General features: G+C 63.0%; 34 protein-coding genes. 13 read left to right on the forward strand and 21 right to left on the reverse strand.

Features of this window, described 5'->3' with window-relative positions; genetic code table 11:
* Window positions 1–128: 128 nt before the first annotated feature.
* Entirely contained in the window at window positions 129–1547 is a 1419-nt protein-coding gene (locus tag C6P64_RS06985; protein ID WP_105747869.1) for an ATP-binding protein, read from the reverse strand.
* Window positions 1544–2302, reverse strand: coding sequence for a response regulator (locus tag C6P64_RS06990; protein ID WP_105747870.1), 759 nt, complete (start codon window positions 2300–2302; stop codon window positions 1544–1546). The genes C6P64_RS06985 and C6P64_RS06990 overlap by 4 nt, the downstream gene beginning before the upstream one ends.
* 157 nt (window positions 2303–2459) lie before the next feature.
* On the opposite strand from C6P64_RS06990, the gene C6P64_RS17915 reads away from it, so the two are divergent.
* From C6P64_RS17915 to C6P64_RS07040, 11 genes are all read left to right on the forward strand, one after another.
* A complete protein-coding gene (locus C6P64_RS17915) occupies window positions 2460–2759 on the forward strand; it encodes a hypothetical protein (protein ID WP_146115877.1) in 300 nt (99 codons plus the stop codon).
* Between the two features lie 33 nt (window positions 2760–2792).
* Complete coding sequence (locus C6P64_RS06995; RefSeq protein WP_105747871.1) at window positions 2793–3071, forward strand: hypothetical protein; 279 nt, start codon at window positions 2793–2795, stop codon at window positions 3069–3071.
* A 58-nt stretch (window positions 3072–3129) separates the two neighbouring features.
* On the forward strand, window positions 3130–3738 hold the full coding sequence (locus tag C6P64_RS07000; protein ID WP_146115878.1) for a glycine zipper 2TM domain-containing protein: 609 nt from the start codon (window positions 3130–3132) through the stop codon (window positions 3736–3738).
* A gap of 31 nt (window positions 3739–3769) precedes the next feature.
* Window positions 3770–4468, forward strand: a complete 699-nt coding sequence (locus C6P64_RS07005) for a DUF2202 domain-containing protein (RefSeq protein ID WP_211296807.1) — start codon at window positions 3770–3772, stop codon at window positions 4466–4468.
* Window positions 4469–4563: 95 nt separating this feature from the next.
* Window positions 4564–4962 (forward strand): DUF2946 family protein, encoded by a 399-nt coding sequence (locus C6P64_RS07010; RefSeq protein WP_105747873.1) that lies wholly within the window; start codon window positions 4564–4566, stop codon window positions 4960–4962.
* 63 nt (window positions 4963–5025) lie between these two features.
* Window positions 5026–5661, forward strand: coding sequence for an SCO family protein (locus C6P64_RS07015; RefSeq protein WP_105747874.1), 636 nt, complete (start codon window positions 5026–5028; stop codon window positions 5659–5661).
* A gap of 43 nt (window positions 5662–5704) precedes the next feature.
* The gene (locus tag C6P64_RS07020; protein WP_105747875.1) at window positions 5705–6178 is read left to right on the forward strand and encodes a copper chaperone PCu(A)C; all 474 of its coding nucleotides are present in this window, start codon (window positions 5705–5707) and stop codon (window positions 6176–6178) included.
* Window positions 6179–6207: 29 nt separating this feature from the next.
* Window positions 6208–6645: a Spy/CpxP family protein refolding chaperone gene (locus C6P64_RS07025; protein WP_146115879.1), complete on the forward strand. Its 438-nt coding sequence runs from the start codon at window positions 6208–6210 to the stop codon at window positions 6643–6645.
* Window positions 6646–6677: 32 nt separating this feature from the next.
* Complete coding sequence (locus C6P64_RS07030) at window positions 6678–7064, forward strand: DUF2946 domain-containing protein (protein WP_105747877.1); 387 nt, start codon at window positions 6678–6680, stop codon at window positions 7062–7064.
* A 76-nt stretch (window positions 7065–7140) separates the two neighbouring features.
* Window positions 7141–7728, forward strand: a complete 588-nt coding sequence (locus C6P64_RS07035) for a cyclic nucleotide-binding domain-containing protein (RefSeq protein WP_105747878.1) — start codon at window positions 7141–7143, stop codon at window positions 7726–7728.
* A 47-nt stretch (window positions 7729–7775) separates the two neighbouring features.
* Window positions 7776–10064 (forward strand): TonB-dependent receptor, encoded by a 2289-nt coding sequence (locus C6P64_RS07040; RefSeq protein WP_105747879.1) that lies wholly within the window; start codon window positions 7776–7778, stop codon window positions 10062–10064.
* A gap of 81 nt (window positions 10065–10145) precedes the next feature.
* Here the strand turns inward: C6P64_RS07040 and C6P64_RS17920 are convergent, their stop codons facing one another.
* Window positions 10146–10427, reverse strand: coding sequence for a hypothetical protein (locus tag C6P64_RS17920; protein ID WP_146115880.1), 282 nt, complete (start codon window positions 10425–10427; stop codon window positions 10146–10148).
* A 304-nt stretch (window positions 10428–10731) separates the two neighbouring features.
* A complete protein-coding gene (locus C6P64_RS07050) occupies window positions 10732–11172 on the reverse strand; it encodes a hypothetical protein (RefSeq protein WP_105747880.1) in 441 nt (146 codons plus the stop codon).
* Here C6P64_RS07050 and C6P64_RS07055 point away from each other — a divergent pair.
* Window positions 11155–11397, forward strand: a complete 243-nt coding sequence (locus C6P64_RS07055) for a DUF5368 family protein (RefSeq protein WP_146115882.1) — start codon at window positions 11155–11157, stop codon at window positions 11395–11397. The two genes, C6P64_RS07050 and C6P64_RS07055, sit on opposite strands and share 18 nt — an antisense overlap.
* 57 nt (window positions 11398–11454) lie before the next feature.
* Here C6P64_RS07055 and C6P64_RS07060 read toward each other — a convergent pair whose 3' ends face one another.
* The 3 genes from C6P64_RS07060 to C6P64_RS18705 are packed head-to-tail and all read right to left on the reverse strand — an operon-like array spanning window position 11455 to window position 12954.
* On the reverse strand, window positions 11455–12189 hold the full coding sequence (locus C6P64_RS07060) for a ZIP family metal transporter (RefSeq protein WP_105747927.1): 735 nt from the start codon (window positions 12187–12189) through the stop codon (window positions 11455–11457).
* 14 nt (window positions 12190–12203) lie between these two features.
* Window positions 12204–12848 carry a class I SAM-dependent methyltransferase gene (locus C6P64_RS07065; protein ID WP_105747882.1) on the reverse strand — a complete coding sequence of 215 codons (645 nt, stop codon included), beginning with the start codon at window positions 12846–12848 and terminating at the stop codon, window positions 12204–12206.
* On the reverse strand, window positions 12826–12954 hold the full coding sequence (locus C6P64_RS18705; protein ID WP_281257951.1) for a hypothetical protein: 129 nt from the start codon (window positions 12952–12954) through the stop codon (window positions 12826–12828). The genes C6P64_RS07065 and C6P64_RS18705 overlap by 23 nt, the downstream gene beginning before the upstream one ends.
* Before the next feature lie 223 nt (window positions 12955–13177).
* Between C6P64_RS18705 and C6P64_RS07070 the strand changes: the two genes are divergently transcribed.
* Window positions 13178–13982, forward strand: a protein-coding gene (locus tag C6P64_RS07070) for an IS5 family transposase (protein ID WP_105747883.1) whose coding sequence is annotated in 2 segments (ribosomal slippage) — window positions 13178–13512 and window positions 13511–13982 — 807 coding nt in all. Because the reading frame shifts where the segments join, the coding sequence is not laid out codon by codon here.
* Here C6P64_RS07070 and C6P64_RS07075 read toward each other — a convergent pair.
* The 14 genes from C6P64_RS07075 to petA form a co-directional block, all read right to left on the reverse strand.
* Window positions 13979–14278, reverse strand: a complete 300-nt coding sequence (locus tag C6P64_RS07075) for a ferritin family protein (protein WP_105747884.1) — start codon at window positions 14276–14278, stop codon at window positions 13979–13981. The two genes, C6P64_RS07070 and C6P64_RS07075, sit on opposite strands and share 4 nt — an antisense overlap.
* 116 nt (window positions 14279–14394) lie before the next feature.
* Window positions 14395–16134, reverse strand: coding sequence for a SulP family inorganic anion transporter (locus C6P64_RS07080; RefSeq protein WP_245911657.1), 1740 nt, complete (start codon window positions 16132–16134; stop codon window positions 14395–14397).
* 3 nt (window positions 16135–16137) lie between these two features.
* Window positions 16138–16425 carry a DUF3817 domain-containing protein gene (locus C6P64_RS07085; protein WP_105747885.1) on the reverse strand — a complete coding sequence of 96 codons (288 nt, stop codon included), beginning with the start codon at window positions 16423–16425 and terminating at the stop codon, window positions 16138–16140.
* A complete protein-coding gene (locus C6P64_RS07090; RefSeq protein WP_105747886.1) occupies window positions 16422–17315 on the reverse strand; it encodes an MBL fold metallo-hydrolase in 894 nt (297 codons plus the stop codon). Before C6P64_RS07090 ends, C6P64_RS07085 begins: the two co-directional genes overlap by 4 nt.
* Window positions 17316–17412: 97 nt before the next feature.
* On the reverse strand, window positions 17413–18039 hold the full coding sequence (locus C6P64_RS07095) for a peroxiredoxin (RefSeq protein ID WP_105747887.1): 627 nt from the start codon (window positions 18037–18039) through the stop codon (window positions 17413–17415).
* Between the two features lie 186 nt (window positions 18040–18225).
* Window positions 18226–18696, reverse strand: coding sequence for a hypothetical protein (locus tag C6P64_RS07100; protein WP_146115883.1), 471 nt, complete (start codon window positions 18694–18696; stop codon window positions 18226–18228).
* Between the two features lie 132 nt (window positions 18697–18828).
* Window positions 18829–19797 carry an SLAC1 anion channel family protein gene (locus C6P64_RS07105; RefSeq protein ID WP_105747889.1) on the reverse strand — a complete coding sequence of 323 codons (969 nt, stop codon included), beginning with the start codon at window positions 19795–19797 and terminating at the stop codon, window positions 18829–18831.
* A gap of 21 nt (window positions 19798–19818) precedes the next feature.
* Window positions 19819–20250: a group II truncated hemoglobin gene (locus C6P64_RS07110; protein ID WP_105747929.1), complete on the reverse strand. Its 432-nt coding sequence runs from the start codon at window positions 20248–20250 to the stop codon at window positions 19819–19821.
* A 66-nt stretch (window positions 20251–20316) separates the two neighbouring features.
* The gene (locus C6P64_RS07115; RefSeq protein ID WP_105747890.1) at window positions 20317–20586 is read right to left on the reverse strand and encodes a cyd operon YbgE family protein; all 270 of its coding nucleotides are present in this window, start codon (window positions 20584–20586) and stop codon (window positions 20317–20319) included.
* An 11-nt stretch (window positions 20587–20597) separates the two neighbouring features.
* A complete protein-coding gene (gene cydX / locus C6P64_RS07120; RefSeq protein ID WP_105747891.1) occupies window positions 20598–20756 on the reverse strand; it encodes a cytochrome bd-I oxidase subunit CydX in 159 nt (52 codons plus the stop codon).
* A 15-nt stretch (window positions 20757–20771) separates the two neighbouring features.
* Complete coding sequence (gene cydB / locus C6P64_RS07125; protein ID WP_105747892.1) at window positions 20772–21914, reverse strand: cytochrome d ubiquinol oxidase subunit II; 1143 nt, start codon at window positions 21912–21914, stop codon at window positions 20772–20774.
* A gap of 13 nt (window positions 21915–21927) precedes the next feature.
* Window positions 21928–23484 carry a cytochrome ubiquinol oxidase subunit I gene (locus C6P64_RS07130; protein WP_105747893.1) on the reverse strand — a complete coding sequence of 519 codons (1557 nt, stop codon included), beginning with the start codon at window positions 23482–23484 and terminating at the stop codon, window positions 21928–21930.
* The gene (gene cydP, locus C6P64_RS07135; RefSeq protein WP_105747894.1) at window positions 23474–23665 is read right to left on the reverse strand and encodes a cytochrome oxidase putative small subunit CydP; all 192 of its coding nucleotides are present in this window, start codon (window positions 23663–23665) and stop codon (window positions 23474–23476) included. The genes C6P64_RS07130 and cydP overlap by 11 nt, the downstream gene beginning before the upstream one ends.
* Window positions 23666–23756: 91 nt before the next feature.
* Window positions 23757–24380, reverse strand: coding sequence for a ubiquinol-cytochrome c reductase iron-sulfur subunit (gene petA, locus C6P64_RS07140; RefSeq protein ID WP_105747895.1), 624 nt, complete (start codon window positions 24378–24380; stop codon window positions 23757–23759).
* Window positions 24381–24384 lie beyond the last annotated feature (4 nt).

A 24384-nucleotide genomic window follows, 5' to 3' on the forward strand; every position in this document is an offset into this window, starting at 1 on the left:
TCAATGCCGTCAACGACCGCTATGGAAAGGGCGCGCTACGGCTGGGTCGGGCACACTGCCGTGGAACCGAGTCACGGCGCAGGAGCAGAAGCACAGGGAGATGCGGCAGGCGTGGCGATCGCCGCGCGCTACACGACGCGATGGGAGGAGGTTCTGTCGGTCAGTTGAGGACGGCTAGCGACCCGATGAGTGCCTTCGCATAGATGGCTCATGTAACCGCTTTGCAGCGTCTCTTGCCCTTCATGCCTGGATGCCAATGTAATCCAGGCCTGCAGCCCCCCTTCGGGCGGGCTGATCCACTGGAGTTGCCAACCGTTGGCCTTAGCCAGTTCCCTGACTATGGCCAGCCCCAGCCCAAAGCCGCCAGTATCCTGGTTGCGTGAGGCTTCAAGGCGCTGGAATGGCAGTTGCATCCTGTCGAGTTCGGCCAAAGGAATCCCCGGACCTTGGTCCAGTACACCGATACGAGTGCCTTGAAGTCCTGGCTCACTGACCAGCCTCACGGGATGCCCGGAGGCGTAGCGTTGTGCATTCTGAATCAAATTGCTCAATATACGACGCAGGGCCAGAGGAGCAGCCCAAACCGTTCCGACGTCACAACGTGTCTGGAGAGGCGTTTTTTCGTCCTTGAAATCTTCCTGCAAGGAAGCAAACATCATGTTCAAGTCGAGCTGCTGTGGGGGTTCCGCCTCGAGCCCTCGTGCCAGCTCCATCACCTGAGTAATCAGCTGGTTCATCCGCTCCACTTCCCGCTCCATGCGGTCCAGGAGTGCAGGAGTCGGCGTGTCGCGCAACAATTCCAGTGCCAGCCGCATTCGAGTCAGGGGCGTGCGCAGATCATGTGACACCCCCGCTAGCATCGTGGTGCGAGCGGTCAGCAAGACTTGCACTTGCTGGACCATGACGTTGAACTGCCGACTGACAGCGGCCAGTTCCTGGGGGCCATCCTCAGGGAGCAGGGTCGGCGTGCCGCCTTCGCCCACGGCAGCCATGGCTTGGCCCAGCGATGACAGGGGCTGCACGATGCGGCGAGCCAGCCAGCGCGCACTCCACCACGACAACCAGAGGCTGCATAACAGTCCCACACCCAGGGCGATCAGGGGCTTGCTGTCGTTGCGGTTCTCAGGCCAGCCCACGGCCAGTTCCCGGTCGCCAACGGGGATGTTGACCCAGTACCAGACTTCACCAGCTCTTTGCTCGCGCAGTAAGTGGGTGGATTGAGGTAGGCGACGGTTGATGGATTGTTCAAACAGATAAACAAATGGTGGATGGACTGCGGGTGACGTGGTGGAGCCGTGAGCTTGCCGGATCTCCAGCCCATGGTTCGCGCGCAGTTCTTCCACGAAGGCTGGACGGGTTTCTGGTGGCAATTCGGACCAGGTTTGCGCCGACAGCACCACCAGGCCGGCCAGGTCATCGGCCGCACGTCGCGCGAGAGGCACGACCAGCAGAGCCAGGAACACGATGGCCAGCACCAGCTCAAGTACAACGAAAGCCACCATCAGGCCGAGCGTGTGCTGTTGCAGCAGGGTGCGGCGGGCCTTCACGCCTGCTCACCTTCCGGGTTGAACAGATACCCTTCGCCACGCACGGTGCGGATGTAGTGGGGTGATGCCGGCCCGGATTCGATTTTCCGGCGCAGTCGCGTCACCCGGTTGTCGATGCTGCGATCAAAGGCATCACGCTCGTAGCCTTTGAGCAGACTGATGAGCATGTCGCGCGACAGGACCCGCAGCGGGCGCCTGACCAACGCCTCCAGCAGTTCGAACTCGGCCGTGGTCAATTCAATGTCCTGCTCATCCCGCTTGAGGGTGCGCGCCGCCGTGTTGAGGCGAAACGGGCCAAACGTCAGGATGTCAAGCGCTGGTTGCGTCACGGGCGTGATCGAGGGGCCGGCGGATGGCCTTTCTGTCGCGTGTGGCGCTGGAGGGTGCCGGCGCAACAAGGCGCGCAAGCGAGCCAGCAACTCGCGCGGACCAAACGGCTTGGGCAGGTAGTCGTCGGCGCCGACCTCCAGTCCGATGATGCGGTCCATTTCCTCGCCACGGGCTGACAGCATGAGGATCGGAATGTCCCAATGAGACTTGATGAAGCGGGTCAGCGACAGGCCATCCTCCCCCGGCATCATCAGGTCCAGCACCAGCACGTCAGGGCTTGCCTGGCTCAGCATTTGTCGCAAGGCTGCGCCACCGTCGGCCACACTGACCTGGAAGCCGTTCTGGCTCAAGTAGGTGCTGAGCAATTCGCGAATGTCGGCATCGTCATCGACGACCCAGACCTGTGGCAGCGTGATTTGGTTCATGGCCGAAAGTTTAGGTGTGACCGAGCGTTACGACCTGTCAGGCATGTGACAGATACAAACCGCGACACATGGCGACAAGTCGCGACTTCGCCGCATGACGCCGGCACATGCCTGCGACAGGGCCAGCGCAAGATACCTCCATCGAACACGACACACCATGAAAGTGCTGCCTTACTCCATCTGGTTGGGATTGCTGCTGACGGTCAATGCCTCGGGCGTTCTCGCAGCCGAAGCTGAACAAGCAGAAGCAATACCCACCCAGTTGAACCTGAACCTTCCCCGTCAAACGGGAAATGCGGTCACTCATCAGCCTGCAAAGTTGCCAGAAACATTGCGCTCCTCGAACCTGCAACGTCTGCCTTACGGCAGTGGCTACGAGGCGCGACAGGGCGACTGGCGAGATACCGGTCATCGTTCCCCGATAGTTGGCGGACGCGGTGCAGGTCGTGGTCGATAAGTCTCACAAATGCATTCCAAGCAAGGACTCATCATGACGAACTGGAAACAACTCACCATTCTGGCCGCGCTCGCGGGCTTGACAGCCGTGGCGCATGCGCAGGGCGGCGGGCAGGGCAAGATGCACCAGTATGGCGCATCCGGTACGCAGCCGACGGGGCAAGGTGGGCACCAAGGCGGCGGCCAAGGCAGCCAGGCGCGCATGCAGGCTCGTTCCCAGGACGGGACCCAGATCGGCGGCGAGGCAGCCGTGCGTGAACGTATGCGTACCCATACGAGCGCCACCACCCCCACGACCAGTACCACTCAGTAATTCCAGTCTTTGACCAGGTTCGGAGGAGTTCGCTTCACCCGAACCGGCAGGGGTAGCCATGAAGAAATCACTCTACATGTGGGTCGCATTGGCGGCAATGGCCACGACGCCCGGTTTTGCGCAAGAAGTCGGCAAGGTGCTGTCATCGACGCCGATCGTGCGTCAGGTGGCAGTGCCGCGCCAGGTCTGTCGCGCCGAAACCGTGGCGATCCAGGCGCACAAGTCTGGGGCTGGGGCGCTGGTGGGGGCCATAGCCGGCGGTGCGATTGGCAATGCCATCGGGGATGGTGGTGGCCGGGCAGTCGCCACCATGCTGGGCATGGTCGGTGGTTCGGCGCTGGGTGACCAGCTCGAAAACCAGCCCGCGCCGCAACTGCAACAGGTACAGCGCTGCGACTGGCAGCAGGTCTACGAGAACCAGCCGGCGGGTTACCGGGTGGTTTATGAGTATGCCGGCAAACAGTACAGCGTGGAGTGGCCGACCGAACCGGGCGCCACGATACCGCTACAGATCAGCCCGGCCATGGCCGTCGATTCTGCGACCGCTGCCGTCATCAGCACGGCCGAACCGGTCGTCGTGAGGCAGGCGGCATACACCCCATACAGCACCCCGGTGCGGATTTACCTCGGGCCAGGTCGCTGGCCGGGCTTTTACGGCCATCACTGAGACCAGCCTTTCAACATTCAAAGGACGTGAAATGAAAAAGACCATCCTTCAGTTCGCCGCAGCTTCAATCACGGCTCTGACTCTGGTGGCTTGTGGGGGTGGCGATGATGCCACGCCAGCAGGTGGGCCTCCGATCATCGTCAACGCGGACGGCACCACCAATTTTGAAGGCACGGCACTGGCTTCCAGCCTGTCAGCCTTGCCGCTCGAGGCCCTGAGTGAGGCCGAGAAGGCGTCGCTGGCCTACATGCGCGAAGAAGAAAAGCTGGCACATGATGTCTACACCAGACTGGATTCGCTCTGGGGTAGCCAAGTCCGCGTCTTTGGCAACATCGCCAACAGCGAAGCCACGCACACCGAGGCGGTGCGACAGCTGCTCATCCGTTACGGCCTGCCAGACCCGGCCGCCAACCTGACCGAGGGGATGTTTGCCAACGCCACCCTGCAACAGCTCTACCATGACCTCGTAGCACTGGGCACGCCTTCTCAGGTGGCTGCGCTGCGGGTCGGCGCGCAGATCGAAGAACTCGACATCGTGGACATTCAGACTGCCCTCAACGACATCGACAACCAGGATATCCGGCTGGTCTACGAGAACCTGATGAAGGGATCCAGGAACCACCTGCGTTCGTTCGTCAAGACGCTGACGCAGCAAGGGGAGTCCTACAGTCCGGTCTACTTGAGTCAAGAAGACTACGATGCGATCGTGACCACGCCGATTGAGCGCTGAGCCGGTCTGACTTCACCCAGCCAGCCTGCACGGAAATCCTGGATCGTCGGGTAGCTCTCGACCTCGGTGTTCGTCACAATGATAAACTATCAGGCATGTTCCTGACGCGCCTGCAACGCCGCTTCACCGCCTGGGTCGCCCTGCTGGCCCTGGTGCTGGGCGCGCTTGCGCCCACGGTGGCGCACGCCATGGTGGCCGGCAGCGACCGCGCCGACTGGCTGGAGGTCTGCAGCGTCAGCGGCATGGTTTGGTTCAAGGCCGACACCGGCGAGGTGCGCGACCAGTTGCCTGACGGCAGAGCACCCGCCAGCGACACCAGCCAGCAGTGTGCTTGGTGCACGCTGAACGGTGGCAACGCCTCCCTGCCGGTGGTGGCGGCCAGCCTGTATCTGCCACCACGCCTGATAGATTTTCCGCCCGCCTTCTACCACGCGCCCCTGGCTTCCACCGTCTGGGCGCCAGCCCAGTCGCGCGCACCACCCTCTGCCGCCTGAAAACCCTCTACCGTGATGCGCTGGTCGAGCGCATCGTGTGTTGTCCCGTTTTCAGGAGGCGCCATGCCTTCCACCTCATCACCCATTGCATCCCGCCGCCTGGCTCTGGCCTGGCTCACGGCCAGCGGCACGCTGCTGCTGGCCGGCTGTGACCAGCTCGCTTCCGCATCACACGGCAGCGCTTCGCCATCCAAGGGGATCGACATCAGCGGCGCCTACTACGCGCGCAACTTCAAGCTGACCGACTTCAACGGCCAGACCCGCAGCCTGAGTGACTTCAAGGACAAGGTCGTGATGCTGTACTTCGGCTTCACGCAGTGCCCCGACGTCTGCCCTACCGCGCTCATCCGCGCCGCTTCGCTCATGCAGCAGCTGGGCACGCAGGCGGACGATCAGCAGCTGATCTTCATCACCGTGGATCCCGAGCGCGACACACCCGAGATGCTGCGCGAGTACATGACCGCGTTCCACCCGTCTTTCCTCGCACTCACCGGCAGCAACCAAGACATCCGCCAGACTGCCGACGAGTTCCGCGTGTACTACAAGAAAGTGCCCACGGGCAGCAGCTACACGATGGACCACACGGCGCTGAACTACCTGTTTGACCGCCAGGGCAGCATCCGAGTCGCGCTGCGCCACGAACAGACCGCAGACGACTACACCGGCGAGGTGCGCAAGCTGCTGGCCGAGCCTGCATAAGCCACTCCCCCTTTTTCATCTCCCAAAGCAAGGATCAACTGAAATGAAGCAACTCATCGTCACCGGCCTGCTGGCCATCACCACTGCCGCCTGGGCACAGACTACCGTCAAGGTGGAAGATGTCTGGGTGCGCGGTACCGTCGCCACGCAGAAGGCCACCGGCGCCTTCATGCGCCTGACGCCTTCGACCAACGCGCGCCTGGTCGCCGCCCAGTCGCCGGTGGCCGGCGTGGTCGAGATCCACGAAATGGCGATGGAAAAGGACATCATGAAGATGCGCAAGATCCCTGGTCTGGACCTGGCCGCCGGCCGCACCATGGAGCTCAAGCCCGGTGGCTACCACGTGATGCTGATGGACCTCAAGCAGCAGCTCAAGGGTGGCGAGCAGGTACCCATCACCCTGGTGTTCGAAGACGACGCCAAGAAGCGCTTCACGCAGGCGGTCCAGGCACCCGTGACCGCGCTGGGCGGCGGCAACGCACCGATGCCCATGAAGCACGGCGAGCACAAGCAATGATCACTTTCCCTGCACAACCGGAGTTCACCATGCAAACCACCATCCAGTTTCTTCGTCGCAGCGCCCTCCTCCTGGCCCTCTTGGCCGCTACCGGCCTGGCTGCTGCCAAGGGAGTGCCCGGCGACGGCGCCATTCCCGTAGTTGAGCTCATGCCGCTGACCATGAAGCACGAAGTCGAGCTCAAGCTCTCGGCCGAGCAGATCCAATCGCTCGACGCTTACCGCAAGCAGGCCATGCCTAGCCGCGTGGCGCTGCAGAAGAAGATCATCGAACTGCGCGGCCAGCTGCGCGTGGCCCTGCTGGACAACAAGCCGCAGGCGGACCGCGAAGCGCTGATGAAGCAGATCGCCGAAGCCGAGGTGCAGCATTTCCAAGGGCGAGAACGCTGCGTCGAGCACTTGCGCAAGCTGCTGAGCGCCGAGCAGTTCGCGCAACTGAGCAAGCTGTACCTCGACGGCTTGCGCTGAATTGACATCATATTCATTACTATAATCAAAACATGTTCATCACGCGTTCAACTCGTCGCATCACCGCATGGCTGGCCATGCTGGTGCTGGTGTTGAACGCGTTAACGCCGCTGGCCGCCCAGGCCATGTGGGCATCCGGCCAGGCGACCAACATGGTCGAGGTCTGCACCTCGACGGGCATGGTGCGGGTGGCGATCGATGCAGCGGATGACTTGGACGACGCAGGCAGCAGCGCTTTCGCGCAATCCTGCCCCTTCTGCCTGCTGCATGACGGGCAGGCCATGCCGCCACCCTCCGCAACGGCCTTTCCGTTGACCGAGTCCTATGCCGGGATGCCGCCGGCCTTCTATCAGGCGACCCATACCTCAGCTGTCTGGCTGGCCGCGCTATCGCGCGGACCGCCCTTGCTCCTGAGCTGATCTTTCCGCCTCCCGCTAGGGAAGCCTCCGGGTCGTTGCGCTTGCGCCTCGGCCCCGATCAAGCCAGGAGTTTCAAATGATTCAGGAAAAGAACCTGCCGCGCGAACTCGCGCGCGGCAACACGGTGTTTGTCGCGGGCGAATCCGGCCCGCTCTGGCGCGTCACCTGGGGCGTGGTCGCGCTGCAGTCCTCGCCAGGGGCCGACGGCCGGCTGGTGCAGCTGGCCGTCGCCGGCGACCTGCTCGGCATCGAGTCGCTGTGCGAGCAGGATTACGCCCTCGAGGCCCGCGCACTGACTGCATGCCGGCTTGAGCTGATCGAGCCCGTGGACGGGCAGCACCGCTCGCTGCTGATGCGCGAGGCGCTGCTGCAGCAACTCGAGCGCAGCATCGACATGGCCGAGTTGCGCACGGGTGCCGTCTCTGACCGGCTGTCGCAAATGCTGCACCTGCTGGGCCACGACTGGCTCGAGCTGCGGACGGCCCCGCGGCCGACGATTGAGGCCGTTCGGCGCGACCTGCCTTCACTGAGCGACCTGGCGCGTGCCATCGACGCCCAGAAGGAAACGGTCTGCCGCGTGCTGGGCCGACTGCTGCCCAGCCAGAAACCGCGCCGCGCGATGGCTACGGCTTTCGTGCCAGCAACGCTGGGCCTGGCCGCATGAAGCGCCGCAGCCCGTTGAATTTTCAAGACAACCCAGAAGGACGCCAGATGCCTCCCCTGAAAACCTCCCTGCCCCACAGCCTGCTCGTGCTCGCCCTGCTCGCTGCCTTCCCTGCTGCCCATGCGCAGAGCTCCGACGCGACGGCTCAGCTCCCCCTGGTCACCGTCAGCGCCGAGCGCGAGCTGCCGCTGCCGCAAGCCGCCGCCGAGTACCAGGCCGAGCAGCTGCTGTCGCGCCGCGCCGCCAGCAGCGACACCGCCAGCCTGCTGCAGGACATCCCTGGCGTCAGCCTGTACGGCGCCGGCGGTGCGTCCAGCCTGCCGTCCATCCACGGCCTAGCCGACGACCGGCTGCGCGTCAAGGTCGATGGGATGGACCTGGTCGCGTCCTGCCCGAATCACATGAACCCGCCGCTGTCCTACCTGGATCCGACCCAGGTCGGCAAGATCGAGGTCTACGCCGGCATCGCACCGGTCAGCAGCGGCGGTGACAGCATCGGCGGCACCATCCTCGTCGAGACGCCGGCGCCCGAGTTCGCCGCGCCGGGACAGGGGCTGCTGAAGAAGGGCGAGGTCGGCAGCTTCTACCGCAGCAACGGCGACGCGCATGGCGCCAACCTGTCGGCCACCGTCGCCAGCGACAGCCTGAGCCTGAGCTACAGCGCTGCCACCGCCCAGGCTGGCAACTATCAGGCTGGCGGCGACTTCAAGAGCTCGACCGCCACTGGCCGTGCCGGTCATGAACTGCCGCTGGACGAGATCGGCTCGACCGCCTACGAGACGCGCAACCAGACGCTGGGCCTGGCGTTCAAGGACGGCCGTCATCTGGTCGAGGCCAAGGTCGGCGTGCAGGACGTCCCCTACCAGCTCTATCCGAACCAGCGCATGGACATGCTGGACAACCAGCAAGAGCGCATCAACCTGCGCTACCAGGGCAACTACGACTGGGGCCGACTCGAGGCGCGTGCGTATCACGAGTCCGTCGACCACTTCATGGACTTCGGCGCTGACAAGCGCTTCTATTACGGCGAGGCCTCGGGGCCTGGCGGAACGGGGGGAAAGACAAGCCTGAATGGCGAATACTGTTCACCGATGAGCCTGACCTGCGCGCACGGCATGCCGATGTACACCCAGAGCAAGACCGACGGACTGAGCGTCAAGGCCGATATCGCGTTCAATGAAAGAGACCTGCTGCGCGTCGGGGCTGAGCTGCAGCAGTACCGGCTGGACGACTGGTGGCCGGCATCCGGTGGCAGCATGTGGCCGGGTACCTTCATCAACATCCAGGATGGCGAGCGTGACCGCAAGGCGCTGTTCGCCGAGTGGGAGGCCAGGCTGAGCCCGCAATGGACCACGCTGGCCGGCCTGCGCTACGAGCGTGTCAGCACCAACGCTGGCAATGTGCATGGCTACAACACAAACTATGCCGGCACTGATGTCGCCAATCAATATGCCGAAAGTACTGCCTTCAACGACAAGAATCGCAAACGCAGCGACGACAACATCGACCTGACCTTGCTCGCGCGCCACCAGATCGACGCCAGCCAGGACCTCGAATTCGGCTTTGCGCGCAAGACCCGATCACCCAATCTCTACGAGCGCTACACCTGGTCGACCTGGAGCATGGCTGCTGGCATGGTCAACTTAGTTGGCGACGGCAACGGCTATGTCGGCGACCCGAACCTGAAGATCGAGAAGGCCAATACCCTGTCGGCCACCTACGACTGGCATGACGCCAAGCGTGAGCGGGGCTTCAAGGCGACGCCGTTCTTTACCCAGGTGCAGGACTACATCGATGCAGTTCCGAATGGCAGCCTCACACCCGGCCAGTTCAACGTGCTGAAGTTCGCGAACCAGTCGGCGCGCCTGTACGGCATCGACCTGTCGGGCCATATGCCGCTGGCACAGACCGGCTACGGCCGCTGGGGCCTTAAGGGCCTGCTCAACTACACCCATGGGGAGAACCGAGAAACGGACGACTCGCTCTACAACGTGATGCCGCTCAATGCCAAGCTGACGCTGACGCACCAGCAGGGCGGCTGGGACAACGCGCTCGAGCTCGTGATGGTTCAGGGCAAGCACGACACGTCTGACGTGCGCAACGAGATCAAGACCGCAGGCTACAGCCTGGTCAACCTGCGCGCCAGCCACAGCTGGAAGCAGGTGCGCGTCGACTTCGGCATCGAGAACCTGTTCGACCGTGCCTACGCGCTGCCGCTAGGCGGCGCCTATGTCGGCCAGGGCAAGACCATGAGCCTAACCGGTGGTCCGGCCTGGGACACAGCAGTACCCGGCGCTGGCCGCACCCTTTACACGGGCGTGAACATCAAGTTCTGAGTCCGCTTTCTACCCATCAGGCAAAAAAACGTCGGCAAGGCAGGTCTCAACCTTGCTTTGCCTGCCGATTTCAAGCCCTGACTATTTCCGGAGCTGGTCCAGCGCCTGTTGCTGCAGCTGTTCCTGTGCCTGCAGCTGGTCGCGGGTCTTGAGCTGGACCTGCTCCTGCAAGCGCAGTTGCTCAAGCATTTGCAGTTGCGCCCGCTCCAAGGCCTGCAACTGTTCGCGAGCCCTGAGTTGTTGCTGGCTGCGCAGCTGGTCGCGCGTCTGGGCCAATGACTGCTCCTGCTCGCGCAACTGAACGCGGGTCTGGTTGATCAGCTGTTCCTGCGTCTGCAGATGCGCCTTGTTGCGGGTTTGCATGCCTTCCAGGCTTTGGACCTCAGCTCGTGACTGTGTTTGAGCCTCCTGTTGTGATTGCGACTGCGACTGTCCAGCCGAAGCCGAACTGCCGGCACCCGCGCCACCGGAGCCCGCCGAGCCTGAACCGGCACCACCCGATCCTGCACCGCTCGATCCAGAGCCACCAGAGCCGCCCGTCCCGCCGCCGCCTGCTCCGCCACCATGCCCTGCTGCCGAGGCCACGCCGCCAACTCCCATCGCAGCAGTCAGCAGCAACGCAAGCGGCCATGAAGTTCGTTTCATCATTATTCCCTCCCGTCTTGCATCAAGGATTGATGCGTGCGCATGGATCACGCCTGGGCTGGTCAAGGGCCTTGCGGCCCTGCTCCTTGGCGCGTGCCGTCATCTGTTCGTGATGCTTGGCTATGTAGGCCTGGCATTCCTCGCGGTTTTTCAGGCTGGACATGCGCTGCTGGTGCGCTTCGCGCTCCTCGGGCGTCATGAGCGACCAGCCCGGCGTGTTGTCGCTGTTCCAGTGCGACCCCTTGCCCTGTCCTCCACCGGCACCAGGTCCGCCTTGTGCGGCCGCAATCGACATTCCCAGAACGCAGAATGCCGATATGGCAACTTTCTTGAAGATATGCATGAAACCTCCCTGCTGAAAACGATCGGGTTGCATCTTGTCATCATGTGCGAGAAGAGGCAATAGCTGGGGCTGGCGGTCGTCGGAACGCTTGCACTGGCCATCTTGCTTGCTCGCGTACATACCCTGGTTTCGCGCCGGCTCGTGCAAGCCGAATTGCTTGGGCTGCTCGGAGGCGTGCTGTCGCTCAGCATCATGGCCAAGGTCTCGTCATCAGGCTTTACCGATGCGGGAGGCCCAGCCGACTGGTTCCTGATCGCCAGTGTCTTCGGTTTCGGGCTGGTTTCAACCACCATGCTCGCCTACACCCTGCTGGGCTGGATCAAGCCTGCCAAGCCTGCTGAGTGAGCGCTGCCAGTATCTTCAGCTCCAACGCATTAGATCAAGGCAGTCCGGTTGCCTGCCTCAAGCCTTCGACAGCACGATGATCGCTGCAACCAGGATGCCTCCACCCAGCGCAACCAGACTGTAGCGCCTCCGCTCCTGTTCGGCCCTGGGCAGCAGGTGGGTGGCGCCCACATAGACGAGAGCCCCCGCAGACAAGGCAAGCAGCAGCCCCAGCGTGGGCTGGTCGATTGTGCTGACCATCGGCCAGGAAACCAGCATGCCCATCGGCGTCGAGGCTGCTGCGGCCATGAAAGCCAGCCAACTGGCCCGGCGCTCGGCAAAGCCGCTCTTGACCAGTAGCAGATAGGTCACGATCCCCTCCGGAAACTCGTGCAGGACCATGCCCACGGTGGCCAGCAAGCCGGTCAGCACGCTGGAGGTGAAGGTAATCGAATAGATGCAGCCGTCGATGAATGAATGAAAGCCGATGCCAAGCATCGGCAGGATACCGAGCGCGTAGTCCTTTCGCTGCGGATCCCGGTCGCAAACGAATGCAGTGATGAAGCGGTTGAAGAGATGCATGCCGAAGAACCCGACGAGCAGCATGGCTGGCCCATGCGGGTTGAGAGCGAACGCCTTCGGGATCATGTGCAGGAACGAGGCCGAGATCAGCACCCCGGCAGCAAAGCACATGAAGTAGGCGCTGTGGCGCTGCCCCCAGTCGGCAAAGCGGCGTATGGTCCAGATACCCAGTGTGGTGACTATCGCCGCAGCCAGACTAGTCAGCAACGCGCTCCAGAAGGCGACAGGCATGCTTCGCATCCCAGTCATGTCCCAGCCTTGTCAGAGCTCGCATGAACGACCACGAAGCCCCCCTGCCCTCGCCCCGGACGAGCCGCTTCGATTTGCTCGTCATCCCCCAGTCCGTGCGTCAAGGTCTGGGCCCATGACCGGACAAAAAAACCGGCCTCGATGAGCAGACGCCCGACTTCGGCTGCTGAGTAGAAGGTCGCATCGCGGTAGAAGACGCTGGCCTCCCGGTACGCTTCATAACGCTGCCCGAGGGCACTGTCGCGGTCGATGAAGCCGATCACCAGCGCGCCGCCCGGCTTGAGCACACGCCTGGCCTGTGCCAGCATGGCCTGGGGTGAATCGACGAAGCACAAGGTCGTAACGACCAAGGCGTGATCGAAGCTGTGGTCGGCAAAGGGCAGCGCCTCGGCAACGCCCTGAACCACTTCGATGCCGCGCGTCCGGGCGCAGTCAAGCATCGCCCTCGACGGATCGATGCCGACCTGCACCCCCAGCGGTGCAGCAAAACGGCCGCTGCCCACGCCGATCTCCAGACCACGCCCGCTCAGCGGAACGGAGGGGCGCAGCGCCAACAGTTCGGCGATGTAGGCGGCTTGGTGGCGTTCGAACCAGGCATCGTAGCGATCGGAATGCGCCTCATAGGGTTCGATCTTGGCCATGGTGCAGAATCTCTCTCAAGGCCTCGACGAAATGGTCATTTGCTGCGCACAGCAGCAGCTTCGGGCCCTGGAAGCTGCCGCCACCCTTTTCAGCCAGGGTGCTCATCTGCGACCTCGCTGGTGGCGATGTTGGTGGCCGCCGCAGCCTGCGCCCTCGGCACCACGGCTGGCACAACGCTGAAAGGCCGGCAAGTGACGCTGCTGTGACGCCTCTTGCAAGCGCTGGAATACCGACAGAATGTCGGGCCGGTGCGTGGCCGCCAGCAGGCGCTCATAACAGCCGCTAACACAACTGGACAGGTCGGTGATGTTGCGGTAATTTCGCCGGCATGGCCAGAAGACCAATCAGTGATGAGCTGTGGCTGACGCTGGAGCCGCTGCTTCCACCCTTCATCCCGTCACCCAAGGGCGGACGGCGCCGCTCGGTCGATGACCGGGCCGCCTTGAACGGCATCCTGTTCGTGCTGCAGACGGGCATCCCGTGGGAAGACCTGCCCAAGGAGCTGGGCATGGGCAGCGGCATGACCTGCTGGCGACGCTTGCGCCATTGGCAGGCCAGCGGGGTCTGGGCGAAGCTGCACCAAGCGATGCTGGCCAAGTTGCGCGAGCACGACCGCATCGACTGGAGCCGTGCCAGCATAGACAGCGCCAGTGTGGCCAGCCCCCGGGGGTCAGGAGACAGGCCCGAACCCGACCGACCGGGGAAAGCTCGGCAGCAAGCGTCACCTTGTCGTAGATGCGCAGGGCATCCCGCTGGCCCTGACGGTCACGGGAGCGAACCGGCATGACTCGATGGCGTTCGAGGCAACGCTGGATGCGCTGGTGGCAGTACCAGGCTTGCGAGGACGCCCGAGGAAGCGTCCAGACAAGCTGCATGCAGACAAGGGCTACGACTTCGAGCGCTGCAGGCGCTACCTGAAGCGGCGCGGGATTCAGGCGCGCATCGCTCGCAGAGGCGTAGAGAGCAGCGAGCGCCTGGGGCGCCACCGCTGGGTAGTGGAGCGCACACATGCCTGGTTTGCCGGGTTTGGCAAACTGCGCATCCGCTTCGAGCGCAGCCTGCAGACGCATCTGGCGCTGCTGACCTTGGCAGCGGCCGTCATCTGCTCACGATTTGTTGAGGACTTGTGTTAGCGACTGTAAAGCGCGGCGTTGGCCACTTCGGCGGCCACTCCAGCCTCGCAGGCCTGCAGCAAGCTGGCAAAGCGCGGAACCTTGCCAGGCCAGTCGTTGTCGGGGATCGCCAGCCCGTAATGGCGGAACAGCACCAGCAGCGCCTCAATGTGGCGCGCCTCGGCGTCGCGGATGTTCATGAAGGGCATGACTTCGCCAAAGTCGGCGATCACCTGGTCATAGGTCGCCCAGGCCTGGTACTCATCATCGAGCGCATCGTGAAGCGCCGAAATCTCGCGATCTGCAAGCTCGCTCATGGCTCCTCCATTGGCGCACCAAGGCGCCGATCACGCCAGTCTAAATCCTGCGTAGGCAGGATGCAAACCGTCATACGCCCCGTCTGTCGGCCAGCTGGTGCGGACGTCGACGGAGGTCAGATTGGCTCGGGGCCTGCCAGTGTCAGCACGGCCTGGTGATGACTCAGGAACACGCGCCCGGACAAGTGGCGCAAGAAGTCGGTCCGGTTCAGGCGGTCCATCACAGGCCCCTTGATCTCCGACAAATGCAGCTGCAGGCCGGCGGCGCGCAATCGCTGGTCTATCGTCTCCAGGCTCTCGAGCGCACTGGCGTCGATGTCGTTGATGGCACTGCATTGCAGCACCACATGGCGCAGTGCCGGCTGTCGTGCCACGGCAGCGGCGACCTGGTCTTCCAGATACCGGGCGTTGGCGAAGTACAGGCTTTCGTCCACCCGTAGGCTCAGTACAGCCGGGTGTGTGATGACCTCATGCCGCAGCACGTTCCGGTAATGTTCGGTGCCGGGTACCTGTCCGACGGTGGCGATGTGCGGCCGACTCGTGCGCAGGAGCAGCAGCAGCACCGATACACCCACACCAGCTACAAGGCCGACTTCCACTCCAGCCAGCAAGGTCAATGCAAAGGTCAGCAGCAAAGCCGTGAAGTCGGCCTTGGCATAGCGCCAGGTGCGGCTGAACACCGAGAAATCCACCAGTGTGAGCACCGCGACCATGATGGTGGCCGCTAATGTGGCCTGCGGCAGATGGTAGAGCCAGGGGGTGAGAAACAACGCTGCAAAGGCCAGTCCGAGGGCCGTGAAGATGCCTGCGGCCGGGGTACGGGCGCCGGCGTCGAAATTGACCACCGAGCGTGAAAACCCGCCCGTCACCGGAAAGCCGCCACTCAGGCCTGCGCCCAGGTTGCTCAACCCCAGGGCACGCAGCTCGGCATCGGGGTCGATGCGCTCGCGCCGGCGTGCGGCCAATGACTGGCCCACCGAGACCGACTCCACGAAGCCCACGAGCGAAATCAGCAGCGCCGGCACCAGCAACTCCTTCAAGACGTCCAGGCTCTGTGCAGAAAAGCTGGGAAGCGTCAGCGGGGGCATGCCCTGTGGCACCAAGCCGACCACGCGAACGCCATGCTCGGCCAACTGCAATCCGGCCGCCAGCGTAATGCTCAACAACAACACCGTCACCGGCGCTGCCTTAGCTGCCAGGTCAGCCGCCATGCTCGAAGCGCCCAAGCGGCGCAGGGCGGGCTTGATCCCCTTGCGGGCGAGCAGCAGCAAACCCACCGCCCCCAGCCCCATGAGCGCGGTGGCCAGGTGGATCCGCTCGAGCTGACGGGCTAGCTGGGGCAGCAGATGCAGCAGCGTGTCGCCTTGCAGCGAGATGCCCAGCAAATGCTTGAGCTGACTGGCTGCGATCAGCAAGCCCGAGGCCGAGACAAAACCCGAAACTACCGGGTGACTGAGAAAGTTGGCCAGGAAGCCCAGGCGCGCCGCGCCCATCGCCAGCATCAGGGCTCCGCTGAGCAGGGCCAGCCATAGTGCGGCCTCGGTGTAGGAAACAAGGCCCTGCGTGACAACCGCCCCCACGCTGGCAGCGGTCATCAGGGAAGTCACCGCGGCCGGCCCCACTGCCAGCGAAGAACTGCTGCCCATCAGGGCATACAGCACGAGAGGCGCCATGCTCGCATACAGGCCCGCCTGCGCCGGCAGTCCGGCCAGCAAGGCGTAGGCCAGGCTTTGCGGAATCAGCATCAAGGTGACAACGGCAGCGGCGACGCCATCGGCGGCCAGCCGTGAGCGGTCATAGCGCCGTCCCCAGTCAAGGATCGGAAACCAGCGCTGCCATGCCGTGAGCCCTGTCACGCCTCAGCTCCGTGACCTGAACAGGGGGCCGACCAGGAAGGCCCCGAAAGGCACGAAGGCCGCCAGCAACAGGCCAGGCACGGCCACGGGCCGCAAATGGCCTTTCAAGGAATAGGACAGGACCATGGCCAGATAAATCAGAAATGCCGCGCCATGAATCGGCCCCATCACGGACACGGCCTCGGGCAGCCCGGCCAAGCGCTTGAGCGGCACGGCTACCAGCAGCAAGGCAATCAAGGTAGCCCCTTCGGCGAAGGAAGCCAGTCGCAGGGGTCGCAATATGGGATTCATAGCGCGTTGATCGGGATCTTGAGATAGCGCTGACCGTTGTCCTCCGGTGGCGGAAACTGTCCGGCTCGCATATTGACCTGCACCGAGGGCAGGATCAGCACCGGCATGGCCAGCGTGGCGTCGCGTTGTTGACGCATGGCCACGAACTCGTCCTCGCTCACGCCCTGGTGCACATGCACATTGGCACGCTTCTGCTCGGCTACGGTCGTGACGCACTTCGGCTCACGCCCATCAGGCGGATAGTCGTGGCACAGGTAGAGCTCGGTGTCATCGGGCAGGCTCAGCACCTTCTGGATCGAGCCGTAGAGCGTGCTAGCACTGCCACCGGGAAAATCGCAACGCGCCGTGCCGTAGTCGGGCATGAACAACGTATCGCCCACAAAGGCCAGCTGTCGTACCGGATCAGCGCTGTCGTCCGTCACCACATAGGTCATGCAGGCGGGGGTATGTCCTGGCGTGTGCAGGGCACGGGCCTTGAGCGATCCAATCGAGAATATCTCGCCATCATCGAACAGGCAGTCGAACTGGCTGCCGTCGCGGGCAAAGTCGCTGCCGGCGTTGAAGAGCTTGCCAAACACGTTTTGCACTGTCCTGATGTGCGAGCCGATGGCGAGCTGTCCGCCGAGCTGCTGCTGCAGATAAGGCGCAGCCGACAGATGGTCGGCATGCACATGGGTCTCCAGCAGCCACTGGACTCGCAGGCCCAGGGCCTTCACGCGCGCTACCAGCCGATCCGCACTGGCGGTGCTGGTCCGGCCTGACTTGGGGTCGTAGTCCAGCACGCTGTCGATCAAGGCGCACTGGGCGGTTGATGCGTCCCAGAGGATATGACTGAAGGTGTAGGTGTCCGGATCAAAAAACGACTCGACTTGCATGCGGCCCTGGCTCATGGCGACTCCGATTCAACATCCATCACGGAAGGCGAGAACAGCGGCCCGGAGCCTGCCTGCGCTGCAGGTCAGCCCCCCCGTGCAGCCGTGCTGCGGTTTACAGCGACTTGGTGGCGAAGTACCAGTCCTTCATCGCATAGCCTTCACCTTTGCGTGCTTCAATCGCCTCGGGTGACTTGGGCGGAGGCACGATCACATCGCAGCCAGGAGTCCAGCCCTCGGGGGTGGCGATCTTGTTGGCGTCGCTGGTCTGCATGGCCTGCAGCAGGCGCACGAACTCGTCGATCGAGCGGCCATTGCTCATCGGGTAGTACACCATGGCGCGCAGCTTGCCCTCGGGGTCGATGAAGAAGGTGGCGCGCACGGCCTGGGTGTCGGCAGCTCCGGGATGGATCATGCCGTAGGCCTGTGCCACTTCCATCTTGATGTCGTCGATGATGGGGAACGGGATCTCGACGCCGAAGTTGTTCTTGATGCTCTGCATCCAAGCCAGGTGCGAATAGATGCTGTCGATCGACAGGCCCAGCAGTTCGCAGTTCATGCTCTTGAACAAGTCGGCCTTCCTGGCAAAGCCCATGAACTCGGTGGTACATACAGGCGTGAAGTCAGCCGGGTGCGAGAACAGGATCAACCACTTGCCCTTGTAGTCCTCCAGCGAGCGGGGACCGTGAGTCGTGTTGGCGGTGAAGGCCGGTGCAGCTTCGTTGATGCGGGGCAAGGACATGTGGTGACTCCTGACGGGGTTGGAAAAGGCCGCTCAATGTGGCCGGTATCGAAGCAACGATCTGTGCTTCGATGAATTCATTCTACATACCCTGGCGGGTATTTTTGATAACCTGCCTCAATACCCTCAATTGAAAAAATTGAAGCCATGCTGGGCGCAGCAACATAGGAGCGCGCGCTCCAGGCCTCAGGGCTGCAGGCCCAGGGCGGCGCGCAATTCCGCCTCGGTCGCGGCAGACCGAATCCGGCTCACCTTGCCCTGCTCGAGGTCGATCAGCAGCACCGCATCAGACTGGGCCGGCCAGTCGGCCAGCACACGCTCGTCAAGCGACACGCCGACCCGGAACGGCTGCTCGCGCAGCGAAGGCAAGGCAAAGGTGCGTGTGACAAACCCCGGCATGCGGCTCAGGTCCGCCAGGTACACCGAGTGGCGCTGTGGCAGGAAATCCTTAGGCTGTGTGCTTAGCACGGCCAATGCCAGGTTGGACGCCTTGCGGCCGGCGGCGAACAAGACCAGCTTGGTGTCGGCCTCTATCTGCCAGGCCTTGTCATGCTGGTCCTTGAGCGTCAGAGCCGGCAGCGGCTGGCCGACCTCTACCGGTCCGGCAAACAGGGCCAGTGGCAGCAAGAGCGACAGGGTGCAAAGTGCTTTTTTCATGGATGCTCCAAAGTGGGTGTGGCAGTCACGACCGCTTCACCATCGGCATGCGGTCGATTGACTCCTATTGATAACAGGCCGTGGAATCGAAACGGTACTGCGGCCGGGCTGCAGATCAACTTGCCGTCAAGCTCAGTCCGGAACGCAAATCTGGCCACGTGCGGCGGCCTGCAAGGTCTTGAAAGACAGCAGCGTCACCACGATTGACAGCACGGCCAGCAGGATCCAGGACAGCAAGCCATAAAAATCTGCCCCGGTGCGCAGCGCCATCTCGAAAGTGGCCAGCGTCATCGCCGCGATCGGAAAGGAGTAGGCCCAGCCGGAGATGAAGAAGGGCAGCCGGAAGAATCGCATCGCATTGCTGGCCAGCAGCAGGGTCAGGAACAATGCGCAGAAATACAGGATGCGGGCAAAGGCATCGATCTGGTCGACCAGCGCCACATAGGACAGGAAGCCGACCGCAGGCGGTGCGATCAGGATGAACAGCATCGGTGTGAGGCGAGCCGGCAACGGTTCGTGGAAGAAGAGCCGGTACAGCACGATCGTCATCAGCACCAGCCAGAAGACCAGCCCAATGCTGAAGAAGAACCAGCTCAGGTCGGCAGGTGCCAGGCGCACGCCGGCAATCGGCACCAGGATGTTGCCCACGACCGGGATGAACCAGGCCGGATTGGCGTGCTTGATGTCGTAGCGGGTGTGATGGATCCAGCTGCTCATCGTGTAGAGCGTGAAGCCCAACTGCACTGCAGCGCCGACACCCCACATCCAGCGCGCCAGGCTGGGTGCCGGCTCGGACCACAGCAAGGCCAGCATCATCAGCCCGATCGAAGTCGCCGGAAAGAAGTTGAGCTTGACCGGGTGCTCCAGATCCGCCCGGACCTGGGCGGGATGCCTGAGTAGCTTGGCGCCAAACAGCAGCAGCAGGAACAGGTAGAGCCCGCTCGTAGCCCAGCGCAAGGTCATGCCAATTTCGACCGGCATGGCGCCAATTTGATGGGCCTTGAACCAAGCCACGGTCAGTGCGGCCAGTCCCATCACGCTCGAGAACAGGGCAACCGGGAAATGTGCCAGGGTAGAGGTTGGCTTGGCAGAGTGGTTCATGAGATCGGTCAGATTGAGCCTTCAGGCGTGAGCGTGACTGTGATGGCTGCAGTTCGGCAACCCATCGGTGTTGACCATGTGGTCGGCCATCTTCTGGAAGGTCTCGGTCAAGGCGTCACGCAGATCGGCGTCCTCGACCTGCTCGGTCAAAGCCAGGCGCATGCAGAGCATCCATTCATCGCGCTCGACCGGTCCGACGGCATAGGGGGCATGCCGCATGCGCAGCCTCGGATGGCCCTTTTTGTTGCTGTAGAGCGGCGGGCCGCCGAACCAGCCGGAGAGGAACTCGAACAGGCTCTCCGCGCTGCCCGCCAGGCCCTCGGGGTGGATCTTGCGCACTGTGTAGGCCTCGGGCAATTCATCCATCAACTCGTAGAAGCGGTTGACGAGTCGGTGCAGGGCAGCAGCGCCACCAAGGCGCTCATAGACTGAAGTGGGATTTGGATTTGACATGTCGGGTTCAGCAATCATGCGAGACATCGCATATTCAGGTGAAAGGGAAAGCCTGGCCGCTTGCTCTCAGCTGACATTCATGCGCAACAGCACGGCCGCAAGCAGCGCGATGGCGCAAGCCCAGCCGGAGAACAGCCAACGCCACGGCTTCGCCCGCGGGATGAAGCCGACCCCGCGCACGAAGCCTGCGCTCATGGCCCAGAATGCCAACATTGCCAGCCCATGATGGGCATGGCCCTGCGCGTCGGCCAGATAGACCGGAGCAATAGATCCCACCAGCATCAGGACGATCGCTACCAGCAATGAGGGCCAGTGCAGCCCGGCTTGCGCCTGCATCGCTGACCGCCTCAGTGTCCGCCTGGGCTATTCGGCCCCGGATCTGGCGTGTTCCCCTGCGGGGCGGCAAAGGCGACCTCGCGTGCCTCCTCGTTCTCACCCCACATCGCGTTCAGGATGGCAAACAGGATCGCGAAGCCTACCCCCAGCATCCAGGCAAAGTACCACATGGTTTTCTCCTCGTTTTAGTAGGCGCTGTGTTCGTTGGCGCGGATATGCGACTCGGTGACCTTGCCGCGCATGACGCGGTAGGCCCAGCTGGTGTAGATGACGATCAGCGGCATGAAGATCAGCGTGGCAACCAGCATCAGGCCCAGAGTCAGGTGGCTCGAGACACTGTCCCAGACCGTCAGCGAGGCGTTGGGCATGGTGCTCGACGGCATGATGAAGGGGAACATGGCGGCACCCGCCGTGCCGATCACGCCCGTGATGGCCAGTGACGACAGGATGAAGGCCAGGCCGGTACGGCGAGCAATCAGCAGCGCCATGGTCAGCAGAGCCGAACAGGTACCAATCACCGGCAACAGCCACAGCATCGGTTGCTGCTCATAATTGCGCCACCAGCCGTCGGCCGCACGCACCACGGTCTTGGCCAGTGGATCGGGCATGGCAGCTGCGTCAACCACCGAGGTGATGACGTAGCCTTCGATGCCGCCCAGGCGCAGCCAGAGTCCTGCCAGCAGGAAGCTGACCACCATCACCATGGCTGCGATCAGGGCGCCGCTGATGGCCCGGTGCTGGATCTGGCCTTCGGTGCGGTGCGCCAGATAGACACCGCCATGCATGGTGATCATGGCACTGCTGACCACGCCTGCCAGCAGGGCGAAGGGATTGAGCAATTGCCAGAAGCTGCCGGTGTAGGTGGAGACCAAGTAGTCGTTGAAGTGGAACGGTACCCCCTGCAGCAGGTTGCCAAACGCCACGCCGAAGATCAGCGGCGGCACCGCGCCCCCGATGAACAGGCCCCAGTCCCAGGTACTGCGCCAGGTGGCGTTGTGGATCTTGCTGCGGTAGTCGAATCCGACCGGGCGGAAGAACAGCGCCCACAGCACGGCCAGCATCGCCCAGTAGAAGCCGCTGAAGGCCGTCGCGTAGACCAGTGGCCAGGCGGCGAAGATGGCGCCCCCTCCGGTGATGAACCAGACCTGGTTGCCGTCCCAGTGCGGGCCGACGGTGTTGATGACCACCCGGCGCTCGATGTCATTCTTGCCGACGAAGGGCAGCAAGGTGCCCACGCCCATGTCATGGCCGTCCATGATGGCGAAGCCGACCAGCAGCACGCCAACCAGCAGCCACCAGATGACCTTGAGGATTTCGTAATCGAACATGGCAGCTTCTCCTTCAGGCGTGGACTTCGTTGTCGTAGCGGCCAGTGCCCAGGCTGCCTGGGCCCTGGCGCGCGAACTTGACCATCAGGTACATCTCGACGATCAGCAGCACGGTGTAGAAGCCGACGAAGCCGGCCAGCGAACCGTACAGGCTTTCGACACTGAGGGTCGAGACGCTCAGGTGCGTGGGCAGCACGCCATAGATGGTCCAGGGCTGGCGGCCGTACTCGGCGACAAACCAGCCGAGCTCGCAGGCGATCCAGGGTGCCGGCAACATCCACAGCGCCCACTTGAGCAGCCAGGGGCGCTGCGTCATGCCACCAGGCTTGAGCGTGCTCCAGAAGCTCAGGGTGAACAGGGCCAGCATCAGGAAGCCCAGGCCGACCATGACGCGAAAGCCCCAGAACATCGGCGCCACGCGCGGCACGGTGCTATCGACTGCCTTCTGAATCATCTCAGGGGTGGCCTGGCGCACATCGACGACATATTTCTTCAGTAGCAGACCGAAGCCCAGGTCGGCCTTGTGCTGCTCGAACAACTGCAGCGCCGCGGCGTCCTGGCGGTTCTTGCGCAGGGCCTCGAGCGCGACGACGGCGTGGATGCCGCTTTCGATGCGCAGGCGGTTCTCGGCCTTGATCTCCTTGATGCCGGGAATTTCCTTGTCGAGCGAGCGCGTGCCGATCAGGCCCATGACCCAGGGAATCTCGATGGCCCAGTCGTTGGCCTGCTTGGCCTCGTTCGGCCAGGCGATGACGTTGAAGCCAGCCGGCGCGGGCTCGGTCTCCCACATCGCCTCGATGGCGGCCATCTTGGTCTTCTGTGCCTCGCCGACCATGTAGCCCGACTCGTCGCCAAGCACGATCACGCTCAGCACCGAGGCCAGGCCGAAGGCCGATGCAACGCGGAAGCTGCGCTTGGCGAACTCGACATTGCGGCCCTTGAGCAGGTACCAGGCCGAGATCGACAGCACGAACATCGCGCCCGTGACGTAACCGGCCGAGACCGTGTGCACGAACTTGGCCTGGGCATCGGGGTTGAACACCACGGCCCAGAAGTCGGTCATCTCCATGCGCATGGTCTGGAAGCTGAACTCGGCGCCGACCGGGTTCTGCATCCAGCCGTTGGCGATCAGGATCCAGAGCGCGCTCAGGTTGGTGCCGATGGCCATCAGCAGCGTCACCAGCAGATGCTGCGTCTTGGGCAGTCGGTCCCAGCCGAAAAAGAACAGCCCGATCATGGTCGACTCGAGGAAGAAGGCCATCAGGCCCTCGATTGCCAGTGGCGCGCCGAAGATGTCGCCAACGTAATGCGAGTAGTAGGCCCAGTTGGTGCCGAACTGGAACTCCAGAGTGATGCCAGTCGTCACGCCGAGCGCGAAGTTGATGCCGAAGAGCTTGCCCCAGAAGCGCGTCATGTCCTTCCAGACGGTCTTGCCCGTCATGACATAGACGCTCTCCATGATCACCAGCAGCCAGACCATGCCGATGGTCAGTGGCACGAATAGGAAGTGGTACATCGCGGTCGCTGCAAATTGCAGCCGCGACAGGTCGACCAGTTGGTCAGAAATCATGACCTTGCTCCTTGCTTGAGTCAGTTATGGGGCGCATCAGCAGATGATGAGAAGCCCGCTCGGCATCCACCTCTACTTTCTGGTCGGCCAGGAAAAACCACCAGATTGCGGTCAGCAGCAGCAGCTTGATCGCTACGGCCCAGGCCAGCTTGCGTACCAGCGGATTGGGAGGATTTTTCATGCCTGCGCCCTCTTGTAAAAAAGCCCATCCGGTAGAACGGGCCAAATCAGCACCATGAGTGGCTTTGCTGAAAACCGGTTGTGACCCTGTCTCAAGCTTTCGCAGCTTGATCTTCGCCGATCAGCAGCTTGCTGTCATCCAAGTAGAAGTGCGGCGGGATTTCGAGGTTGGTCGGAGCTGGCTTGTTGGCGAAGACGCGACCCGCCAGATCGAAGGTCGACCCGTGACAGGGGCAGAAGAATCCTCCCGGCCAGTCTGCCGGTACGCTCGGGTTGGCCGAACCCTTGGCAACGTTGACTGGCGAGCAACCGAGGTGGGTGCAGATGCCGACCGCTACCAAGACTTCAGGCTTGATTGATCGCTGAGTGTTCTTGGCATAGTCAGGCTGATCGCTGCGGTTGGACGCTGGATCGGCCAGCCCGGGAATCTGCTCCAGCTCGGCGAGCTGCTCGGGCGTGCGGTGCATGATCCATACTGGCTTGCCACGCCATTCAACCACCTTGAGCTCGCCCGGAGCCAGGCTGGAGATATCGACCTCGACCGAGGCTCCAGCCGCCTTGGCACGTTCGCTAGGTGCAAAGCTCGAAACAAAAGGTACGGCCGTGGCTGCGGCTGCAGCTGCACCTGCCATGCTGGTAAGGGTCAGCCAGCGACGGCGTTCTACATCTATGCCCTGGGCTCTGGCATGTTCGTCAAGGGGTAGATCTGAGGTCATGACA

Source organism: Malikia granosa (genome assembly GCF_002980595.1).
GTDB classification, from domain to species: domain Bacteria; phylum Pseudomonadota; class Gammaproteobacteria; order Burkholderiales; family Burkholderiaceae_C; genus Malikia; species Malikia granosa.

Coding starts and splice junctions, on each gene's coding strand:
- C6P64_RS07025 (WP_146115879.1), top strand. CDS start 6,208: ATGCAAACCACCATCCAGTTTCTTCGTCGCAGCGCCCTCCTCCTGGCC.
- C6P64_RS07100 (WP_146115883.1), bottom strand. CDS start 18,696: ATGAAAAAAGCACTTTGCACCCTGTCGCTCTTGCTGCCACTGGCCCTG.
- cydX (WP_105747891.1), bottom strand. CDS start 20,756: ATGTGGTACTTTGCCTGGATGCTGGGGGTAGGCTTCGCGATCCTGTTT.
- C6P64_RS07040 (WP_105747879.1), top strand. CDS start 7,776: ATGCCTCCCCTGAAAACCTCCCTGCCCCACAGCCTGCTCGTGCTCGCC.
- C6P64_RS07095 (WP_105747887.1), bottom strand. CDS start 18,039: ATGTCCTTGCCCCGCATCAACGAAGCTGCACCGGCCTTCACCGCCAAC.
- C6P64_RS18705 (WP_281257951.1), bottom strand. CDS start 12,954: ATGAGCACCCTGGCTGAAAAGGGTGGCGGCAGCTTCCAGGGCCCGAAG.
- C6P64_RS07065 (WP_105747882.1), bottom strand. CDS start 12,848: ATGGCCAAGATCGAACCCTATGAGGCGCATTCCGATCGCTACGATGCC.
- cydP (WP_105747894.1), bottom strand. CDS start 23,665: ATGAAAAATCCTCCCAATCCGCTGGTACGCAAGCTGGCCTGGGCCGTA.
- C6P64_RS06995 (WP_105747871.1), top strand. CDS start 2,793: ATGACGAACTGGAAACAACTCACCATTCTGGCCGCGCTCGCGGGCTTG.
- C6P64_RS06990 (WP_105747870.1), bottom strand. CDS start 2,302: ATGAACCAAATCACGCTGCCACAGGTCTGGGTCGTCGATGACGATGCC.
- C6P64_RS07130 (WP_105747893.1), bottom strand. CDS start 23,484: ATGATTTCTGACCAACTGGTCGACCTGTCGCGGCTGCAATTTGCAGCG.
- C6P64_RS07010 (WP_105747873.1), top strand. CDS start 4,564: ATGTTCCTGACGCGCCTGCAACGCCGCTTCACCGCCTGGGTCGCCCTG.
- C6P64_RS07115 (WP_105747890.1), bottom strand. CDS start 20,586: ATGCAGGCGCAAGCCGGGCTGCACTGGCCCTCATTGCTGGTAGCGATC.
- C6P64_RS07035 (WP_105747878.1), top strand. CDS start 7,141: ATGATTCAGGAAAAGAACCTGCCGCGCGAACTCGCGCGCGGCAACACG.
- C6P64_RS07050 (WP_105747880.1), bottom strand. CDS start 11,172: ATGTACGCGAGCAAGCAAGATGGCCAGTGCAAGCGTTCCGACGACCGC.
- petA (WP_105747895.1), bottom strand. CDS start 24,380: ATGACCTCAGATCTACCCCTTGACGAACATGCCAGAGCCCAGGGCATA.
- C6P64_RS07060 (WP_105747927.1), bottom strand. CDS start 12,189: ATGCCTGTCGCCTTCTGGAGCGCGTTGCTGACTAGTCTGGCTGCGGCG.
- cydB (WP_105747892.1), bottom strand. CDS start 21,914: ATGTTCGATTACGAAATCCTCAAGGTCATCTGGTGGCTGCTGGTTGGC.
- C6P64_RS07030 (WP_105747877.1), top strand. CDS start 6,678: ATGTTCATCACGCGTTCAACTCGTCGCATCACCGCATGGCTGGCCATG.
- C6P64_RS07000 (WP_146115878.1), top strand. CDS start 3,130: ATGAAGAAATCACTCTACATGTGGGTCGCATTGGCGGCAATGGCCACG.
- C6P64_RS07090 (WP_105747886.1), bottom strand. CDS start 17,315: ATGAGCCAGGGCCGCATGCAAGTCGAGTCGTTTTTTGATCCGGACACC.
- C6P64_RS07015 (WP_105747874.1), top strand. CDS start 5,026: ATGCCTTCCACCTCATCACCCATTGCATCCCGCCGCCTGGCTCTGGCC.
- C6P64_RS07085 (WP_105747885.1), bottom strand. CDS start 16,425: ATGAATCCCATATTGCGACCCCTGCGACTGGCTTCCTTCGCCGAAGGG.
- C6P64_RS07075 (WP_105747884.1), bottom strand. CDS start 14,278: ATGAGCGAGCTTGCAGATCGCGAGATTTCGGCGCTTCACGATGCGCTC.
- C6P64_RS07105 (WP_105747889.1), bottom strand. CDS start 19,797: ATGAACCACTCTGCCAAGCCAACCTCTACCCTGGCACATTTCCCGGTT.
- C6P64_RS17920 (WP_146115880.1), bottom strand. CDS start 10,427: ATGCAAACCCGCAACAAGGCGCATCTGCAGACGCAGGAACAGCTGATC.
- C6P64_RS07110 (WP_105747929.1), bottom strand. CDS start 20,250: ATGTCAAATCCAAATCCCACTTCAGTCTATGAGCGCCTTGGTGGCGCT.
- C6P64_RS07020 (WP_105747875.1), top strand. CDS start 5,705: ATGAAGCAACTCATCGTCACCGGCCTGCTGGCCATCACCACTGCCGCC.
- C6P64_RS17915 (WP_146115877.1), top strand. CDS start 2,460: ATGAAAGTGCTGCCTTACTCCATCTGGTTGGGATTGCTGCTGACGGTC.
- C6P64_RS07005 (WP_211296807.1), top strand. CDS start 3,770: ATGAAAAAGACCATCCTTCAGTTCGCCGCAGCTTCAATCACGGCTCTG.